A 17,874-nucleotide genomic window follows, 5' to 3' on the forward strand; every position below is an offset into this window, starting at 1 on the left:
TCATGAAGTTAGCCATCGTTACGGCCTGCCCGAACGGCATGGTCACCAGTGTGCTGTGTGCCCGGCTGCTCGATGCCGCGGCCCAGCGTCAGGGCTGGAGCACCAGTGTCGAAGTCACCGATGCCGCGCATCCCGAAAAACAACTGTCGGCGGCCACCCTCGACGCGGCGGAGTGGGTGTTGCTGGTGACCAGCGCGCCGGTGGAAATGTCGCGTTTTGTCGGCAAGCGAGTGTTCCAGAGTACCCCGGCCCAGGCCCTGCAAGACGTGGAAGCCGTGCTGCGCCGTGGAGCGCAGGACGCTCAGGTTTACGCCGCCGAAGAGGCCGCCGTCGAACCTGCGGCGGTTGTCCAGAACGCGCCGCGACTGGTGGCCGTTACCGCGTGTCCGACGGGTGTCGCTCACACGTTCATGGCCGCCGAAGCCTTGCAGCAAGCGGCCAAGCGCCTGGGCTATGAGCTGCAGGTGGAAACCCAGGGCTCGGTCGGCGCGCGCAATCCATTGAGCGCGCAAGCGATTGCCGAGGCCGATGTGGTGCTGCTGGCGGCCGATATCGAAGTCGCCACCGAGCGTTTCGCCGGCAAGAAAATCTATCGCTGCGGCACCGGCATTGCCCTCAAGCAAGCCGAAGCGACGTTGAAAAAGGCCTTGGCCGAAGGCCAACAGGAAAGCGCATCGAGCGCTGCCAAAACAACGGCCAAACAGGAGAAGACGGGCGTCTATAAACACTTGCTGACCGGCGTGTCCTTCATGTTGCCGATGGTGGTGGCCGGCGGCTTGATGATCGCCTTGTCGTTCGTGTTCGGCATCACCGCGTTCAAGGAGGAGGGCACGCTGGCGGCGGCGTTGATGCAGATCGGTGGCGACAGCGCGTTCAAGCTGATGGTGCCGCTGCTGGCAGGCTATATCGCCTATTCCATCGCCGACCGTCCGGGCCTCGCGCCGGGGATGATCGGCGGACTGCTGGCGAGCACCTTGGGCGCCGGTTTCATCGGCGGGATCATTGCCGGCTTTCTTGCCGGTTATGCGGCCAGGGCGATCAACCGTTATGCGCGATTGCCGCAAAGTCTTGAGGCGCTCAAGCCGATCCTGATCATCCCGCTGCTGGCGAGTCTGTTCACCGGTCTGGTGATGATCTACGTGGTCGGCAAACCGGTCGCCGGGATGCTTGCCGGGCTCACGAATTTTCTCGACAGCATGGGCACCACCAACGCGATTCTGCTCGGTGTGTTGCTGGGCGGCATGATGTGTGTCGACCTCGGCGGGCCGATCAACAAGGCGGCCTATGCATTTTCGGTGGGGTTGCTGGCGTCGCAGAGCTACGCGCCGATGGCGGCGACCATGGCGGCCGGCATGGTGCCGCCGATCGGCCTGGGCATCGCCACGTTCATTGCCCGACGCAAGTTCGCCCAGACCGAGCGCGAGGCCGGCAAAGCAGCGCTGGTGCTGGGGCTGTGCTTTATCTCTGAAGGGGCGATTCCTTTTGCGGCGAAAGATCCGCTACGGGTGATTCCGGCGAGCATCGCCGGCGGTGCGCTGACGGGTGCGTTGTCGATGTATTTCGGCTGCAAATTGATGGCGCCCCATGGTGGGTTGTTCGTCCTGGCGATCCCGAACGCGATCAACCATGCGCTGCTCTACCTGTTGGCGATTGTGGCGGGGAGTCTGTTGACGGCGGTGGCGTATGCGCTGGTGAAACGGCCGGAAGTGGTGGAGTTGGCGGTAGAGCCCGTCACCGCCTGACACCTGACCCTGTGGGAGCGAGCTTGCTCGCGATGACGGATTCACACTCAACAAATATGTTGGCTGAACGACCGCTATCGCGAGCAAGCTCGCTCCCACAGGGATCTTCAGCGCTGGGAAGATTTGTGTCATGCCAGGGTCATAGGGTCATGCTTTAGTTTTTCCTTTTCCAGGGAGAACACCATGAGCGATTTCAACCTCGGGCGCCGTCGTGTCATGCAAGCGGTCGGCGCCGGATTGCTGTTGCCGGGGCTGGCGCCGGCGGTGATCGCTTCGGTCAAGGATCGGCCGCAACTCACCGACGGCGTGCAGTCCGGCGACCTGCTGGGCGACCGGGCGATCATCTGGAGCCGCTGCGACCGCCCCGCGCGGATGGTGGTGGAGTGGGACACCCGCAGCCTGTTTCCCAACCCCCGGCGATTCGTCTCGTCCCTGGCCGATGCGCGCACCGATTTCACTGCCCGGGTCGAACTCACCGGGCTGCCCGCCGGTCAGGCGATTTTCTATCGCGTGCAGTTTGAAGACGCCCAGAGCGGTATCGCCAGCGAGCCCTGGTTCGGTCACTTGCGCAGCGTGCCGCAGACCCGCCGTGACATCCGTTTTGTCTGGAGCGGCGACACCGTCGGCCAGGGCTTCGGCATCAACCCGGACATTGGCGGCATGCGCATCTACGAAGCAATGCGCCTGCGTCTGCCAGACTTTTTTATCCACAGCGGCGACACCATTTACGCCGATGGTCCGATCCCGGAACAGCTCATCACAGAAGGTGGCCGTGTGTGGCGCAACATCACCACCGAGGCCAAGAGCAAAGTCGCCGAGACCCTTGATGAGTACCGCGGCAATTACCGCTATAACCTGATGGACGAAAACATCCGTCGTTTCAATGCCGAGGTCCCGCAGATCTGGCAGTGGGACGACCACGAAGTGGTGAACAACTGGTCGCCGGGCAAACAGCTGGATGCGCGTTACCAGGACAAAGATATCCACAGTCTGGTGGGCCGCGCACGCCAGGCCTGGCTTGAATATGCGCCGATGCGTTTGCAGAGTGCCAATGGCGGCGGGCGGATCTATCGCAAGCTTGGTTACGGGCCGCTGCTCGATGTTTTTGTACTGGACATGCGCAGTTATCGCGGGCCCAACGATGACAATCAGGGCGCTGAAAAACCTTTCCTCGGGCGTGAGCAACTGGACTGGCTCAAGCGCGAAATGCAGGCCTCGAACGCGCAATGGAAAGTGATCGCCGCCGACATGCCCATTGGCCTCGGCGTGCCCGACGGCGAGGTCAGCCCTGGTGTCGCGCGCTGGGAGGCCGTGGCCAACGGTGACCCCGGCCCGGCACAGGGGCGTGAACTGGAAATCGCAGAATTGCTTGGCTTTCTGCGGGCGCAACAGGTGCGCAATTTCCTGTTCCTGACCGCGGATGTGCATTACTGCGCGGCCCATCATTACCATCCGGATCGGGCGGCGTTTCAGGATTTCGAACCGTTCTGGGAGTTCGTCGCCGGACCGCTGAATGCCGGTAGCTTTGGACCGAACTCGCTGGATAAAACCTTTGGTCCTGAAGTGGTGTTCGAGAAGGCGCCGCCCGCGCAGAACGTCTCACCGTTTGCCGGGTTTCAGTTTTTTGGCGAGGTGAACATCGATGGGCAGAGCGGGGAGTTGAGCGTGGTGTTGCGGGATCTGGACGGGGTGTCTGTATTCGAGCGGAAGTTGCAGCCGGTTTGAGATGGAGATGGATACATGAGCCCTTGTGGGAGCGAGCTTGCTCGCGATGGCGGTATTACATTCAACACATTGGTTGACTGATAGACCGTAATCGCGAGCAAGCTCGCTCCCACAGGGAACTCAGTGAATCAGTACACGTCGCGGCGGTAGCGGCCCTGTTCGATCAGGCGCTCCACTTCGGCGCTACCCAACACTTCGTTGAGCACCTGATCCACGCCCGAAGCCATGCCTTGAAGGCTGCCGCAGATGTAGATCACCGCATCGTCCGCCAGCCACTTCTTGAGCTCGGCCGCTGATTCACGCAGGCGATCCTGTACGTAAATCTTTTCGGCCTGGTCGCGGGAAAATGCCAGGTCGAGGCGCGCCAGATCACCATTGATCAGCCACTCCTCCAGCTCCTTTCGGCACAGGTAATCGTGCTCGCGGTGGCGCTCGCCAAACAGCAGCCACTGGCGTTGCTGACCATCGGCAATCCGGGCCTTGAGCAGGCTGCGCAACCCGGCCAGGCCCGTGCCATTGCCCAGCAGGATCATCGGCACCGGTTGGGCCGGCAGATGGAAACCACTGTTGCGCCGCACGCGCAGGCTGATGGAACTGCCCACCGGCGCGTGTTCGGTCAGCCAGCCGGAACCGACACCGAGGTTTCCGTCGGCATGCACTTCCTGACGCACGATCAATTCCAGCACGCCATCGGCCGGGATCGACGCAATGGAATACTCGCGCATCGCCAGCGGCACGAGGGCCTCTGCCAACGCTTGGGCGTGCAGGCCGACCAGGTGGGCGCGGTTCTCCGGCAACTGGCGGCTGGCCAGGGCCTGTTCGAGGGTTTCTTCCAGGCCGTTGAGTTGCACCTTGGTTTCACCGTGAATCCCCATGCCATCGAGGAAGTGCTCGATGGCCCACGGGCAGTTGCGCGGCATCACTTCCACCAGGTCGCCCGCCAGCCAGCTGCTGGTGGAAGGAGGCTTGAGGCCCAACAAGTACACCGGCGAGCCACTGCTGTCCGGATTGAGCAGTACACGATGCAGCAGGGTCCAGTTGTCGTAGCTGGGCGCTTGCCAGGTATCCACGGGGGCCTGGCCGGTCAACAGGCCCAGTTGCTGTTGCCAGTGGCGCAAGGCGTAAGGGTCACCGCTGTCGACCTCCACCGGGGCGAACAGGGTCTTTGCGCCCTGTTCGCCCAACCAGGCGTGCAGGCGTTTGGCGAAACCGCAGAAGTGTTGATACTGCCGGTCGCCCAACCCCAGGACGGCGTAATTCAGGCGTCCCAGGCTCGGTGTCCGGCCCAGTACCTTGCGCTCGAAACTGCGGGCGCTGTCCGGTGCTTCGCCGTCGCCGAAGGTGCTGACGACGAACAAGGCATTGTTCGATTCATGCAAGTCCTGTTCGCTGACGTCCGCCAATGGCTGCACTTTGACCGGCAAGCCTGCGGCCTGTAAATGCCCGGCGGTTTGCCATGCCAGCTGTTCGGCAAAACCACTTTGGCTGGCGAAGCCGATCAGCCACGCCGGCGCGTCGCTGGCGGTTTGCACGAGATCTTTGCGCGCATCCTTGATCTGGCGTTTTTTGCGCCGACGATCCAGGTACAGCATCCAGCCGGTGATGAAGAACAGCGGCATGGTCAGCGAGGCGATGGTCAGGATAATGCGCCCGACGATGCCGAAGTAACTACCGACGTGCAGCGCATAGATGCTGGTCAGCAGTTGCGCCTTGAGGCTCTTGTCGCTGTAGCGATCAACCCGTTTGACCACGCCGGTGGCCGGGTCAAGGGTGATCTGGTTCAGGGCGCGGTCGTGAGGCGAAGTTTTCAGCAGGAAGTAAACGGTCGCTGGTTGGCCGGCCACGGGCGGCATGCGCACGTTATAGGAGCTCAGTTGCGGACCGGCCGCACTGTAGATGCTGCTCCACATCGCCGCGTAATCGGCCGTCGGTGCCGGACCGCTTGGCGCAGGGCCGCGTCCGCCGCGAACGCGTTCGCTCTGTGGTGAATCGGAGAGCAACCGGGTCAGGCCTTTGTTGTACCACTCGTAGGACCAGGACAACCCGGTCAGCGCCGCCAGGAGGTAAAACACCAGGCACCAGGTGCCGGCCACCGAGTGCAGGTCCCAGTTGAAGCTGCGGCCCTTTTTCTTCCAGTCCAGGGTCAGCCAGGTCCGCCAGCTTTTCCACTGGCGAGGCCAGCGCAGGTACAGGCCGGACAGGCAGAAGAACACCAGGATCAGCGTGCACGCGCCGGTGATCTGCCGACCCGTGTCGCCCATGGCGAGGAAACGGTGCAGTTGCAGCATCAGGCCGAAAAAGCCCTGGCCGGTGGCGTCGCCGAGGAACTCGGCGGTGTACGGGTCGAAGTAGCGCATCTCGCCACGGCGTTCACCCGGCGGCGGGGTGAACCACACTTTGGCGGCGCTGCCGCTGTCCGTTTCCACCGTGAGCATCGAGACTTTTTTGCCCGATGCGGCTTCGATTCGCTCCACCAGTTCGACGGGCGGCAGCACACCGGCGACCTGTTTCTCGACCTGCAACACAGAAGGATTGAGTGTGCTCAGGATTTCATCCTGAAACGACACCGCCGCCCCGGTGATGCCCATCAGGGCCAGGACCAGCCCGGCGCTGATGCCGAAAAACCAGTGCAACTGGAACAGGGTTTTCTTCAACACGTCGCTCGCCTTGTTCGTTCAAGTTGATTCATCACGGCGCGCATTATGCCGTGGGGTTGTCGAGAAGCATTCTTTTTACGCACAAAGGCCCCGTTCATGTGGATGAACGGGGCCAGGTCTGATTTCAGCATTCACCCACAGGGATTGCAGTGTGAGTGGCAATCAGAAGTGGAAGTTGGTGCTCAGCAAAGCGGTACGACCGGCCGCCTGGTTGGCGAAGTGAGTCGAGAACGCCTTGTCGTAGTAGGTTTCGTCGGTCAGGTTCTGTACGTTCAGTTGCAGGTCGACGTTCTTGGTCAGCTTGTACGCCGCCATTGCGTCGTAACGAACGTAGGAATCGACCATGGTGGTGTTGGCGGCACTGCCGAACACGTCATCGACATAGAACGCACCGCCACCGATGGTCAGCCTTGGCGTGACCTGATAGGTCGTCCACAGGCTGGCGCTGTTTTTCGGCGTGTTAGGCAGTTCGTTGCCGTTGTTGGCTTTGTTTGCCGGCAGGTCGCCGCCATCGACTTGCTCGCTGTCCATGTAGGCGTAACCGGCGAAGACCTGCCATTTGTCGGTGAGCTTGCCGGTGGCCGACAGTTCGATACCTTGAACGCGGGTTTTGCCGACGTTTTCAAACGTAGTGGTGTTGGTTTGCACACGAGCGTTTTCTTTCTCGGTGCGGAAGATGTCGGCAGTCAGGGACAAACGATCGTTCAGCAGATCCCACTTGGTACCGATTTCGTAGTTCTTGGTGGTTTCCGGCTCCATGTCGCTTTTGAGCAGGTTGCCGTTGCGATCCGGCGTGCCACCCAACGGGTTGCCTTCCGCGCCATCGCCGAGGGTGTTGCCTGGTGGAGTGGCAGACGTCGCATAGGAGGCATAGATGCTGCCGTTTTCCGCTGGTTTGTACACCACACCGAACTGACCGGTAACGAACTCGCTGGTGTCATCGCCCTTGGACGTGGTCACGCTGGAACCGTTGAAGGTTTTGTAGTCGGTGTCGAAATGGTCGTAGCGCAGGCCCATGTTCACCAGCCACTGCTCGGACAACGTCAGGGTGTCGAATACATACAGTGCGTAGGTGTTGGCCTTGGTATCGGTGCCCGCGTAGTTGCGGGAGATGGCACCGCTCCACGGATCATTCGGCGTCGGGTTGGACAGCGAGGTGCAGTTGTAACCGCTTGGCGCGCCGATCAGTGCCGGCGAGCAGTTGTTGGTTACCGCTGCCGTTCCCGGGGTGGTGTCCGTGTTGACGTTGTACGAGGATTTTTCACTTTCCTCGTGGGTGTATTCGACACCGGTGGAGAAGCTGTTCTTGAACCCGGCGATGTAGATATCACCAAACAGGTCGGTCTGGTTGGTGGTGGTCTCGGTGTTGCTCACGCGGGTGTTCGCCCGGCGCCAGACGCTGCCGTTGTTGACGTTGCCTTTACTGTCGTCCGGCTGGGTCAGGATGTAATCCTGCATGCTGGTGCCGTGACGCAGGGTGTTCTTGATGGTCAGCGAGTCGCTCAGGTCGTGCTCGATGGCGAAGGTCGCGGTGTCGGTGCGGGTCTTGCGGAAGTCGCGGTCGGTCAGACCATAGAAATTGCTGCTGTCGCCGCCGTCATTCGGCTTGTCCGGGTTGGACTTGGTGCGTCCAGCCGCGAGAGTGGTCGGGATCGAGTACGGAATGCCCGAATCCGGCGTGTCGTTGCTTTCGAGGTGGTAGTAGTCGAGGTTGACGCGAGTGTCTGTACCCAGGCCGAAAGCCAGGGACGGTGCGACACCCCAGCGGTCGTAGTCGACGCTGTCACGTCCGGCGACGTTGCTCTCATGGCTCATCAGGTTCAGACGGCCAGCGGCAGTGTCGGTGAACTGATAGTTGCCGTCCATGGTGTAGCGCTGGGTCTGGTCGGAGCCCCAGGTGAAACCACCATCGAACGAATTGCCCAGGTGAGCTTTCTTGCTGACCAGGTTGATGCTGCCGCCTGCAGCGCCGCGACCGCCGATGGCAGAGTTCGGGCCTTTGCTGACTTCGATCGATTCCACAGCGAAGATCTCGCGGCTCTGGGAACCGGTATCGCGAACGCCGTCCAGGTAGGTATCGCCCTGGGCGTCAAAGCCGCGAATGAACGGACGGTCGCCCTGTGGGTTACCGCCTTCACCGGCACCGAAGGTGATGCCAGGAATGGTGCGCAGGGCGTCCTGCATGTTCATGGCGCCCGTGTCTTTCAACACTTGTTGCGGAATGACGGTGATCGAGCGCGGTGTGTCCACCAGCGGCGCGGTGTACTTGGGCGAGGAGGCTTTCTCTACGTTGTAGGTCGTCTCGTCCTGAGCTTCGCCGGTGATGGCGGTGGCGCCCAGCGAAATCACATTGCCCGGTGCTTTTTCGTCGGCTTTTTCCGCCGCGAAAACCATGTGGCCCGCAGAGCCGGCAGTAATCGCCATGCCGATGGCCGATGCGAGCAGACGTGGTGAACTGACCGGTACTTGTGGTTGTTGACGCGACATTTGAGTTCCCCTCCCCAAGGATTTGAGGCCGCGGAATATAGGGTAAACACGTATTCGTATCAATTGCGAAACATTACTATTCGCACTGAATTTACATTCTTTACAATTTACCCTTACGGTTTCTGCTGACTCATTCGTCAGATGTGTTTTACACAGGCAATAAGAATCAATACCATTGGCATCCCTTTGGTTTCAGGTGCCTTTGTCATGCTGCTGCACATTCCCGGCCTGTTTGAAAAAGACGAGGTGCAGCGCATTCGCGAGGCTCTGGAGCAAGCCGATTGGGCCGATGGCAAGATCACCGCCGGCTACCAGTCGGCGAAGGCCAAACACAATTTGCAGTTGCCGGAAGGTCACCCGCTGGCCAAGGAGATCGGCGCGGCGATGCTGGAGCGGCTGTGGAAAAATCCGCTGTTCATGTCAGCAGCGTTACCGCACAAAGTCTTCCCTCCGTTAGTGAACTGTTACACCGCCGGTGGCAGTTTCGATTTCCATATCGACAACGCGGTGCGTCAGCCAAAAGGCAGCATCGAGCGGGTGCGAACGGATTTGTCCGCCACGCTGTTCTTCAGCGAGCCGGAGGATTACGACGGCGGCGAGCTGGAGATCCAGGACACCTTCGGCACCCAACGGGTGAAGCTGCCTGCCGGCGACATGGTGCTGTATCCCGGCACCAGTCTGCACAAGGTCAATGCGGTGACACGCGGAGCGCGGCTCGCCTCGTTTTTCTGGACGCAAAGCCTGGTGCGTGAAGACAGCCAGCGCGCCCTGTTGTTCGAGATGGACGGGGCAATCCAGCAACTGACCCGCGATGTGCCCGATCATCCATCGCTGATCCGCCTGACCGGGACGTATCACAACCTGTTGCGTCGCTGGGTCGAGGTGTAAGTGGCAGATTTTCGTTTACGCCGCGAGGAAATGCTCGACGGTGAGCGCCTGCGCGCGATGCTCGACGAAAGTCCGGCCCGTGCGGCCCAGGCCATCCTGATTGCCGCACGAGAAGGAGAGGTCGAAGCCCAGGCCTTGCTCGGGCAGATCCTGCTCGACGGCCAGGGGATCGCGCAGGACCAACCGCTGGCGCTGAGCTGGTTCGGCATCGCAGCGCGCCAGGGGCACCTCATGGCGCGCAACATGCTCGGTCGTTGCCATGAGCATGGTTGGGGCTGCGCTGCCGATGCCTCGCTAGCGGCCAGGCATTACCGACTTGCGGCCACTGCAGGGCTGGATTGGGCGATGTACAACTACGCCAATCTGCTGGCGACCGGTCGCGGGGTGGTTGAGGATCAGCTTCAGGCACTGAGTCTCTATCGCCGTGCGGCTGAGTTGGGCCATGCAAAATCGATGAATCTGTTGGGGCGGTATCTGGAAGAAGGGCGGGTCTGTCCGGTGAATCCGGCAGCGGCTCGTAACTGGTATCGACGTTCGGCCGAGGGCGGGGATTTTCGCGGGCAGTTCAGCTTTGCTGCGGTCTTGACCGACGAAGGGAATATCGAGGATGCGTTGGTCTGGCTGCGCAAGGCATTGGCCGGTGGCAACCTGAATTTTCTGCGAGTGGCCTGTGAGGCATTGTCAGCCGCCAATGATCCACAGATTCAGGCGATGGCTGTGGATTACAAACAACGTGCCGAACAGCTCGAAACCCTGTAGGAGCGAGTTTGCTCGCGATGGTGGACAACGATAACGCGTGCTGTCTGAGTACACGCGGTGCTCTGAAATCCATCGCGAGCAAGCTCGCTCCTACATGGAACTGCATAAACAAAAAAGCCCATGACAGGTCATGGGCTTTTTGTTTTCTACGCAGTATTTACACGTAGAACGACTTCAGCGGCGGGAAGCCATTGAACTCGACGGCGCTGTAACTGGTGGTGTACGCACCGGTCGACAGCCAGTACAGGCGATCACCGATGGCCAGGTTCAGCGGCAGGCCGTACTTGTAGTTTTCGTACATGATGTCGGCGCTGTCGCAGGTTGGACCGGCGATGACCACTTCTTCCATTTCGCCTTTCTTCTCGGTCCAGATCGGGAACTTGATGGCTTCGTCCATGGTTTCGATCAGGCCGGAGAACTTGCCCACATCCGTGTACACCCAACGCTCTACCGCGGTACGGGATTTACGTGCAACCAGTACCACTTCGCTAACCAGGATGCCGGCGTTGGCGATCAGCGAGCGGCCTGGCTCCAGGATGATTTCCGGCAAGTCATCACCGAAGTCTTCCTTCAGGAAGCGGATGATTTCCTCGGCGTAGGTTTCCAGGCTGTTGGTGCGGGTGATGTAGTTGGCCGGGAAGCCGCCACCCATGTTGATCAGCTTCAGGTGGATACCGTCTTCTTCCTTCAGGCGCTCGAAGATCACTTTGACCTTGGCGATCGCCGCGTCCCAGACGCTGATGTCGCGCTGCTGCGAGCCGACGTGGAACGAGATGCCGTAAGGCACCAGGCCCAGGTCGCGGGCGAGGATCAGCAGGTCCATGGCCATGTCGGTCTGGCAGCCGAATTTGCGCGACAACGGCCAGTCGGCGGTGGTCGAGCCTTCGGTCAGGATACGCACGTAGACTTTCGAGCCCGGTGCGGCCTTGGCGATGTTGCGCAGGTCGGCTTCGGAGTCGGTGGCGAACAGGCGCACGCCCTTCTCGTAGAAGTAGCGGATGTCCTTGGATTTCTTGATGGTGTTGCCGTAGCTGATCTGGTCGGCGCTGACGCCGCGACCAAGCACTTTGTCCAGCTCGTAGATCGAGGCGATGTCGAAGCTCGAGCCTTTCTCTTTGAGCAGGTCGATGATCTCGACGGCCGGGTTGGCCTTGACCGCGTAGTAGACCTTGGCGAATTCGAAACCGGCGCGCAGGTCGTCATAGGCCTGGCTGATCATCGCGGTGTCGATCACCACGAACGGGGTTTCCTGTTTGTCGGCGAACGCCTTCATTTTCTGAAAGGTTTCACGCGCGAAATAGTCTTCGACCTGGATCGACATACCTGGGAGCTCCTAAAGGCAAACGTTGTTAATCAATGGGTGCAAATGAACGTCCTCCGTATCCCCACTTTGGTTCGCCTACTTCCCAAGGCATGTCGCCGAAAGCAAAAAGGCCATGGGAAGTGCAGCTTTCCCTTGGCCTTGCTGTCTCGTCGTCAGTACTTGAGCCGGATGGATCGTTTCCAGCATGGACGTTCGGCGCGAACTTTAGGGCGTGAGGGGCTTGAGATCAACAAAAAATGTCGCGTTTTTGCACTCTTCTGACGCGCGTTGCAGGCATCACTCTTTGTAACCGACACAGATGACAGTCGGATGTTCCCGAGGATTTATGGAGTGTTAAAAATACCTGCACGTTCGACGCTTTTGTGTGCAAAGTCGCTAGTAACTACGATAGCGTCAACATCGGCGAAGTTGGCTGCGAAAAGGTGGGCTGAGAGGGGATTTGACTATTCAGGAGCGTGTTTTCGGATGGTTTTTACAGGCGCTACTGTTGATATTTTTTTCCGGCCTGCGAATCACTGGAAAATCGCATAGAACCTGTGGGAGAGAGCTTGCTCGCGATGACATTTTCACAGCCAGCATCGTAGTCGTCTGAAATGACGCCATCGCGAGCAAGCTCGCTCCCACAGGTTTTGTGTTTTTACCTGGTTATGTGAGCTGTCAGGCGACCACCGCCTCGGCTGGCGAGACGATATTGGTCTTCATTCCACGGGAGCGACCGGAGCTCAAATAAGCCGCTATCGACTCCTGCGTCACCTCGCCCAAAAACACCCGCTCGGCATCCATCACCGGCAACCACGCCCGATTGAACTCGTACATGCGCGACAGCAGAATACGCAAATGTTCGTCGTACGCCGCCGTGGCGTTGAACTCGCGTTGGTACTGCGCGCAGGTGCCGCTCTGACGGTGCAAGTCACGACGTCGTACATAACCCAGGGCTTTATTCTCGGCACAAGTGACCACCACATAGCGTCGGTCATGCTCGTCCATCAACTCCAGAGCTTCGGCCACCGGGGTATGCGGGCTGACGGAAGGCGCGTTGTCCGCCGCATCTTCGGCTTTCACCAGCAGCAGGCGTTTCAGTGTGCTGTCCTGGCCGACGAAGTTGCTGACAAACTCATCCGCCGGATGCGCGAGCAAAGTGTCCGGGTGATCGATCTGCAGCAGCTTGCCGGCGCGGAAAATCGCGATCTTGTCGCCGAGCTTGATCGCCTCGTCGATGTCGTGGCTGACCATGATCACGGTCTTGTTCAGCGCCCGCTGCATTTCGAAGAACTCATTCTGGATCATCTCGCGGTTGATCGGGTCGACTGCCCCGAACGGCTCGTCCATTAATAGCAGTGGTGCATCGGCGGCCAGTGCGCGAATCACGCCGATCCGCTGTTGCTGGCCACCGGACAATTCGCGGGGATAGCGATGCAGATATTGCTTGGGTTCAAGTTTGATCATGCTCATCAACTCGCGGGCGCGGTCGTGGCATTTCTGCTTGTCCCAGCCGAGCAGTTTCGGCACCACGACGATGTTCTCCTCGATGGTCATGTTCGGGAACAAACCGATTTGCTGGATGACGTAGCCGATGTTGCGGCGCAGCGTCACTTCGTCGAGGCCCGTGGTGTCTTCACCGTTGATCAGGATCTTGCCCGAGGTCGGTTTGATCAGGCGGTTGATCATTTTCAGCGTGGTGCTTTTGCCGCAACCCGATGGCCCGAGGAACACGCAGATTTCGCCTTCATTGACGGTCAGGCTCACCGAGTCCACGGCTTTCACATCTTTGCCGTTGCTTTGGAAGGTCTTGCTGAGGTTTTGAAGTTCGATCATTTGAGCAGTCCTTTTGGAGTCAGCGAACGTTGCAGCACTTGCAGGATCAGGTCGGCGATGATCGCCAGCACACTGACCAGTACAGCGCCGACAATCAGCATCGACATGTCGCTGCGGCTGATGGCAGCGAGGATGAGTACGCCCAGGCCACCGGCGCCGATGGTCGCGGCGATGGTCATGACGCCGATGTTCATGACCACGGCAGTGCGCACACCAGCGAGGATCACCGGCACGGCGATGGGTAATTCGACCATGCGCAGGCGCTGGCCGAAGGTCATGCCGATGCCGCGCGCGGCTTCACGGATGCCCGGTTCGACGTTGGTCAGGGCCAGGTAGGTGTTACGCATGATCGGCAGCAGCGAATACAGAAACACCGCGGTGATGGCCGGCATCGGGCCCAGGCCCTGGCCAAACTTGGAGTAGAACGGCAGCAGCAGGCCAAACAGGGCAATCGACGGCACGGTCAGGAGCACCGTGGCGCTGGCTTGCAAAGGCCCGGCGAGGCTCGGGAAGCGTGTCATCAGGATGCCCAGCGGCACGCCAACCACAATCGCCAGGGTCACGGCGATGCCGACCAGGGTGATGTGTTGGCCGGTCAGCTGTATCACCTGCTGCCAGTCGAGGTGGGAAAAGGCGTTGAGAAATTCCATGGCTTTTCCTCCTTATTTGATTGGATGCTGGCGCAGGAAATCTGCGGCAATGGACGAAGGGCTTTGGTGATCGACATCGACCCGCGCATTGAGCTCGCGCATGGTGTCGTCGTCGAACAGCTCAGCCAGAGGCTTGAGTTGTTCGGCCAGTTGCGGATGCGCATCGAGGTAGGCCTGACGCACCACCGGTGCGGCGGTGTAGTCGGGGAAGTAATGCATGTCGTCTTCCAGGAGCTTGAGTTTGAAGGCGTTCAAGCGACCGTCGGTGGTGTAGACCAGACCGGCAAACACCTGGCCGTTACGCAGCGCGGTGTAGACCAGTCCGGCGTCCATCTGGCGGATGTTCTTGCGGGTCAGGTTCATGTCGTAGAGCTTGACCATGCCATCAAGACCGTCCGAGCGGTTGGCGAACTCGGTATCCAGCGCCACCAGATTGTTGGCCTCGGCTTCCTTGCGCAGCACCGAGTTCAGCTCGCTGATGGTGTTGATCTGCGGGTATTGGTCAGCAACGTTTTTCGGCAGTGCCAGGGCATAGGTGTTGCTGAATTTCGACGGTGTCAGCCAGACCAGGCCTTTTTTCGCGTCGAGTTCTTTTACTCGTGCGTAGGACTGTTCGCTGTCGAGTTTTTCAGTGACATGGTTGTAGGCCACCAGCGAAACGCCGGTGTATTCCCAGAGCATGTCCAGTTGACCACTTTCATGGGCGCTGCGGGCCAGATTGCTGCCCAGGCCGCCGGTCACCCGCACCTCGTAACCCTTGGTGCGCAGGTACTGCGAGGTGATTTCCGCCAGCAGGGTCTGTTCGGTGAACACCCGGGCACCGATGCGGATCAACGGTTTTTCCGTGGCTTGGGCAAATCCTGCGAACAGCAGGACGCAGCCTAGTAAAAAGCTTGAAGTTTTCATGACGATTCCTTTGCCGAGGCTTAAGACGGGCGCAAGCCGCGTTCGAGCCAGAGGCGGCTGGCGAGTGTCACCAGACCGTCGAGCAACAAGGCCAGCAGGGCGGTGCAGGCCGCGCCGAGCAGCAATTGCGGCTGATTGTTCAGGGCGATGCCGGGGAAGATCAGGCTGCCGAGACTGTTGGCGCCGATCAGGAACGCCAGCGGCGCCGTCCCGACATTGATCGCCAATGCCACACGCACACCACCGATGATGATCGGCACCGCGTTGGGCAATTCGACTTTCCACAGCACCTGGCGCGGGGTCATGCCGATGCCGACGGCGGCTTCCTTGAGCGAACCCTGAACGTTTTTCAGGCCTTCGTAGGTGTTGCGCACGATGGGCAGCAAAGAGGCGAGGAACAGGGCGAAGATCGCAGGACCGCTGCCGATGCCGAGGATGCCCAAGGCGATGGCCAGGACGGCCAGGGGCGGAATGGTGTTGCCAATGTTGAAGAACTGCATGAAGCGTTCGGCACGGCCGATCATGGACGGGCGGCTGAGGAGGATGCCGGCAGGAATGCCCACGACAAGGGCGGCCAGCATGGAAGCGAGGACGAGAACCAGATGAGCTTGCAGGTAAAACAACAAATCGTCGCGGTAGTGTTCGATCGTGTTGATGCCGATCCATTGGATCAGCAGGGCCAGAAGGGCGAATACCAGCGCGCCTCCTATCAGCCCTTTGCCATAGTGGATAGCCACAGGCGGACTCCTTTTTTCAGTCGGCGAACACTTTCTCGTGTGGCAACGCCATTCCTGGCTGCCGAAAAAATGATCGCGATAAGCAGCTCATGCCGAGCGCGTTTCACTGTTGGAGCGAGCTTGCTCGCGAAAAACTTCAAGACAATGCGTACCTTCAGGTACCCAGCATTATCGTTGACGTCCATCGCGAGCAGGCTCGCTCCTACAGGGGGAAACGCACGGCAATCGAGCCATGAGCACAGCCTCGTCAGGCCGAATTGCAGGTGTTTCAGGCCCCCGACGAGTGGTCGTTACGGGGGAGTGGACGTCTCCGTGCTTTAAAAGGTTCCCATCTGAAGCAGCATTTGGCCACCCCTAATGTGCTCAACGGTTCGGTTCTTCGATCAACTTGGGCTATAATCTGCGCCCTTTTTTGAATCACCTGCCAGGCGATTTCCCATGACCAAACAGGCCGCCGAAGTCGCGAAACGCCGCACTTTCGCCATTATTTCCCACCCCGATGCCGGTAAGACCACCATCACCGAGAAGCTCCTGCTGATGGGCAAGGCGATTGCGGTAGCCGGTACGGTGAAATCTCGTAAATCCGATCGCCATGCCACCTCCGACTGGATGGAAATGGAAAAGCAGCGGGGTATCTCCATTACCACGTCGGTCATGCAGTTCCCGTATCGCGAACACATGATCAACCTGCTCGACACCCCGGGCCACGAAGACTTCTCCGAAGATACCTATCGCACCCTGACGGCGGTGGACTCGGCGTTGATGGTTCTCGACGGCGGTAAAGGTGTAGAGCCTCGGACCATCGCCCTGATGGATGTCTGCCGTCTGCGTGACACGCCGATCGTCAGCTTCATCAACAAACTCGACCGTGACATCCGCGACCCGATCGAACTGCTCGACGAAATCGAAGCCGTCCTCAAGATCAAGGCTGCGCCGATCACCTGGCCGATTGGTTGCTACCGTGACTTCAAAGGCGTGTATCACCTCGCCGATGACTACATCATCGTGTACACCGCCGGTCACGGCCACGAACGCACCGAAACCAGGATCATCGAGAAGCTCGACTCCGATGAAGCCCGCGCCCACCTGGGTGACGAGTACGAACGTTTCATCGAGCAACTGGAACTGGTGCAGGGCGCCTGCCACGAGTTCAACCAGCAGGAGTTCCTCGACGGTCAACTGACTCCGGTGTTCTTCGGTACGGCACTGGGCAACTTCGGTGTCGACCACGTCCTCGACGCCGTCGTTGATTGGGCGCCGCGCCCACTGGCACGCGTGGCCAACGAGCGCACCGTGGAGCCGGTGGAAGAGAAGTTCTCGGGTTTCATCTTCAAGATCCAGGCGAACATGGACCCGAAACACCGCGACCGCATCGCCTTCATGCGTATCTGCTCGGGCAAGTACGAAAAAGGCATGAAGATGCGCCACGTGCGCACCGGCAAGGACGTGCGGATCGGCGACGCGCTGACCTTCTTCTCCTCCGAGCGTGAGCAACTGGAAGAGGCGTTTGCCGGCGACATCATCGGCCTGCACAACCACGGCACCATCCAGATCGGCGACACCTTCAGCGAAGGCGAAGTCCTGGGTTTCACCGGCATTCCACACTTCGCCCCGGAACTGTTCCGTCGCGTACGCCTGAAAGATCCGCTGAAATCCAAGCAACTGCGCCAGGGCCTGCAACAACTGGCCGAAGAAGGCGCGACGCAGGTGTTCTTCCCGGAGCGCAGCAACGACATCATCCTCGGCGCCGTCGGTGTGCTGCAGTTCGATGTGGTCGCGAGCCGTTTGAAAGAGGAATACAAGGTCGAGTGCTCCTACGAGCCGATCACTGTTTACTCTGCGCGCTGGATCGAATGCAGCGACAAGAAGAAGCTTGAGGAATTCTCCAACAAGGCTGTGGAAAACCTGGCGCTGGACGGCGGTGGTCACCTGACCTACCTCGCACCGACGCGGGTCAACCTGGCCCTGATGGAAGAGCGCTGGCCGGACGTGAAATTCCGTGCGACCCGTGAGCATCACTAAGCGTTGACTCCGAAACACCCAAAACCCCGTTGCGAAAGCTGCGGGGTTTTTTATTGCCTGGCGCAATTCCCTGTAGGAGCGAGCCTGAACTGGTCAAGTAATCCCGGACACCGGTTACGGTGTTTATGCCGCTTTTTGCTCCATGGCTATTGGCGACAGATA

The 17,874-nt window shown here is 59.9% G+C and carries 12 protein-coding genes; 5 read left to right on the plus strand and 7 right to left on the minus strand.

The window, feature by feature from the left end:
• Nucleotides 1-2: 2 nt before the first annotated feature.
• Complete coding sequence (locus tag AC1RDQ_RS27005; RefSeq protein WP_492588607.1) at nucleotides 3-1,742, plus strand: PTS fructose-like transporter subunit IIB; 1,740 nt, start codon at nucleotides 3-5, stop codon at nucleotides 1,740-1,742.
• Between the two features lie 183 nt (nucleotides 1,743-1,925).
• Nucleotides 1,926-3,467, plus strand: a complete 1,542-nt coding sequence (locus AC1RDQ_RS27010) for an alkaline phosphatase D family protein (protein ID WP_492588608.1) — start codon at nucleotides 1,926-1,928, stop codon at nucleotides 3,465-3,467.
• A gap of 128 nt (nucleotides 3,468-3,595) precedes the next feature.
• On the opposite strand, the gene AC1RDQ_RS27015 is transcribed toward AC1RDQ_RS27010, so the two are convergent.
• Complete coding sequence (locus AC1RDQ_RS27015) at nucleotides 3,596-6,124, minus strand: PepSY domain-containing protein (RefSeq protein WP_492588610.1); 2,529 nt, start codon at nucleotides 6,122-6,124, stop codon at nucleotides 3,596-3,598.
• Between the two features lie 162 nt (nucleotides 6,125-6,286).
• On the minus strand, nucleotides 6,287-8,611 hold the full coding sequence (locus AC1RDQ_RS27020) for a TonB-dependent receptor (protein ID WP_057716460.1): 2,325 nt from the start codon (nucleotides 8,609-8,611) through the stop codon (nucleotides 6,287-6,289).
• A gap of 207 nt (nucleotides 8,612-8,818) precedes the next feature.
• On the opposite strand from AC1RDQ_RS27020, the gene AC1RDQ_RS27025 reads away from it, so the two are divergent.
• A complete protein-coding gene (locus AC1RDQ_RS27025; protein WP_090453057.1) occupies nucleotides 8,819-9,499 on the plus strand; it encodes a Fe2+-dependent dioxygenase in 681 nt (226 codons plus the stop codon).
• Nucleotides 9,500-9,529: 30 nt separating this feature from the next.
• Nucleotides 9,530-10,258 carry a tetratricopeptide repeat protein gene (locus AC1RDQ_RS27030; RefSeq protein ID WP_492588613.1) on the plus strand — a complete coding sequence of 243 codons (729 nt, stop codon included), beginning with the start codon at nucleotides 9,530-9,532 and terminating at the stop codon, nucleotides 10,256-10,258.
• 157 nt (nucleotides 10,259-10,415) lie between these two features.
• On the opposite strand, the gene AC1RDQ_RS27035 is transcribed toward AC1RDQ_RS27030, so the two are convergent.
• The 5 genes from AC1RDQ_RS27035 to AC1RDQ_RS27055 all read right to left on the minus strand — a co-directional run bounded on the left by AC1RDQ_RS27035 (nucleotide 10,416) and on the right by AC1RDQ_RS27055 (nucleotide 15,690).
• Nucleotides 10,416-11,579 (minus strand): type III PLP-dependent enzyme, encoded by a 1,164-nt coding sequence (locus tag AC1RDQ_RS27035; RefSeq protein WP_056728269.1) that lies wholly within the window; start codon nucleotides 11,577-11,579, stop codon nucleotides 10,416-10,418.
• Nucleotides 11,580-12,239: 660 nt separating this feature from the next.
• Nucleotides 12,240-13,397, minus strand: coding sequence for an osmoprotectant ABC transporter ATP-binding protein OsmV (locus AC1RDQ_RS27040; protein ID WP_090453059.1), 1,158 nt, complete (start codon nucleotides 13,395-13,397; stop codon nucleotides 12,240-12,242).
• Nucleotides 13,394-14,047, minus strand: a complete 654-nt coding sequence (locus AC1RDQ_RS27045; protein ID WP_057716456.1) for an ABC transporter permease — start codon at nucleotides 14,045-14,047, stop codon at nucleotides 13,394-13,396. Before AC1RDQ_RS27045 ends, AC1RDQ_RS27040 begins: the two co-directional genes overlap by 4 nt.
• Before the next feature lie 12 nt (nucleotides 14,048-14,059).
• Complete coding sequence (locus AC1RDQ_RS27050) at nucleotides 14,060-14,953, minus strand: glycine betaine ABC transporter substrate-binding protein (RefSeq protein WP_492588612.1); 894 nt, start codon at nucleotides 14,951-14,953, stop codon at nucleotides 14,060-14,062.
• A gap of 20 nt (nucleotides 14,954-14,973) precedes the next feature.
• Entirely contained in the window at nucleotides 14,974-15,690 is a 717-nt protein-coding gene (locus tag AC1RDQ_RS27055; RefSeq protein ID WP_057716454.1) for an ABC transporter permease, read from the minus strand.
• A gap of 438 nt (nucleotides 15,691-16,128) precedes the next feature.
• Between AC1RDQ_RS27055 and AC1RDQ_RS27060 the strand changes: the two genes are divergently transcribed.
• A complete protein-coding gene (locus AC1RDQ_RS27060; RefSeq protein ID WP_057716453.1) occupies nucleotides 16,129-17,712 on the plus strand; it encodes a peptide chain release factor 3 in 1,584 nt (527 codons plus the stop codon).
• Nucleotides 17,713-17,874: the final 162 nt, after the last annotated feature.

This window comes from Pseudomonas sp. GW823-FHT02E01 (genome assembly GCF_058797535.1).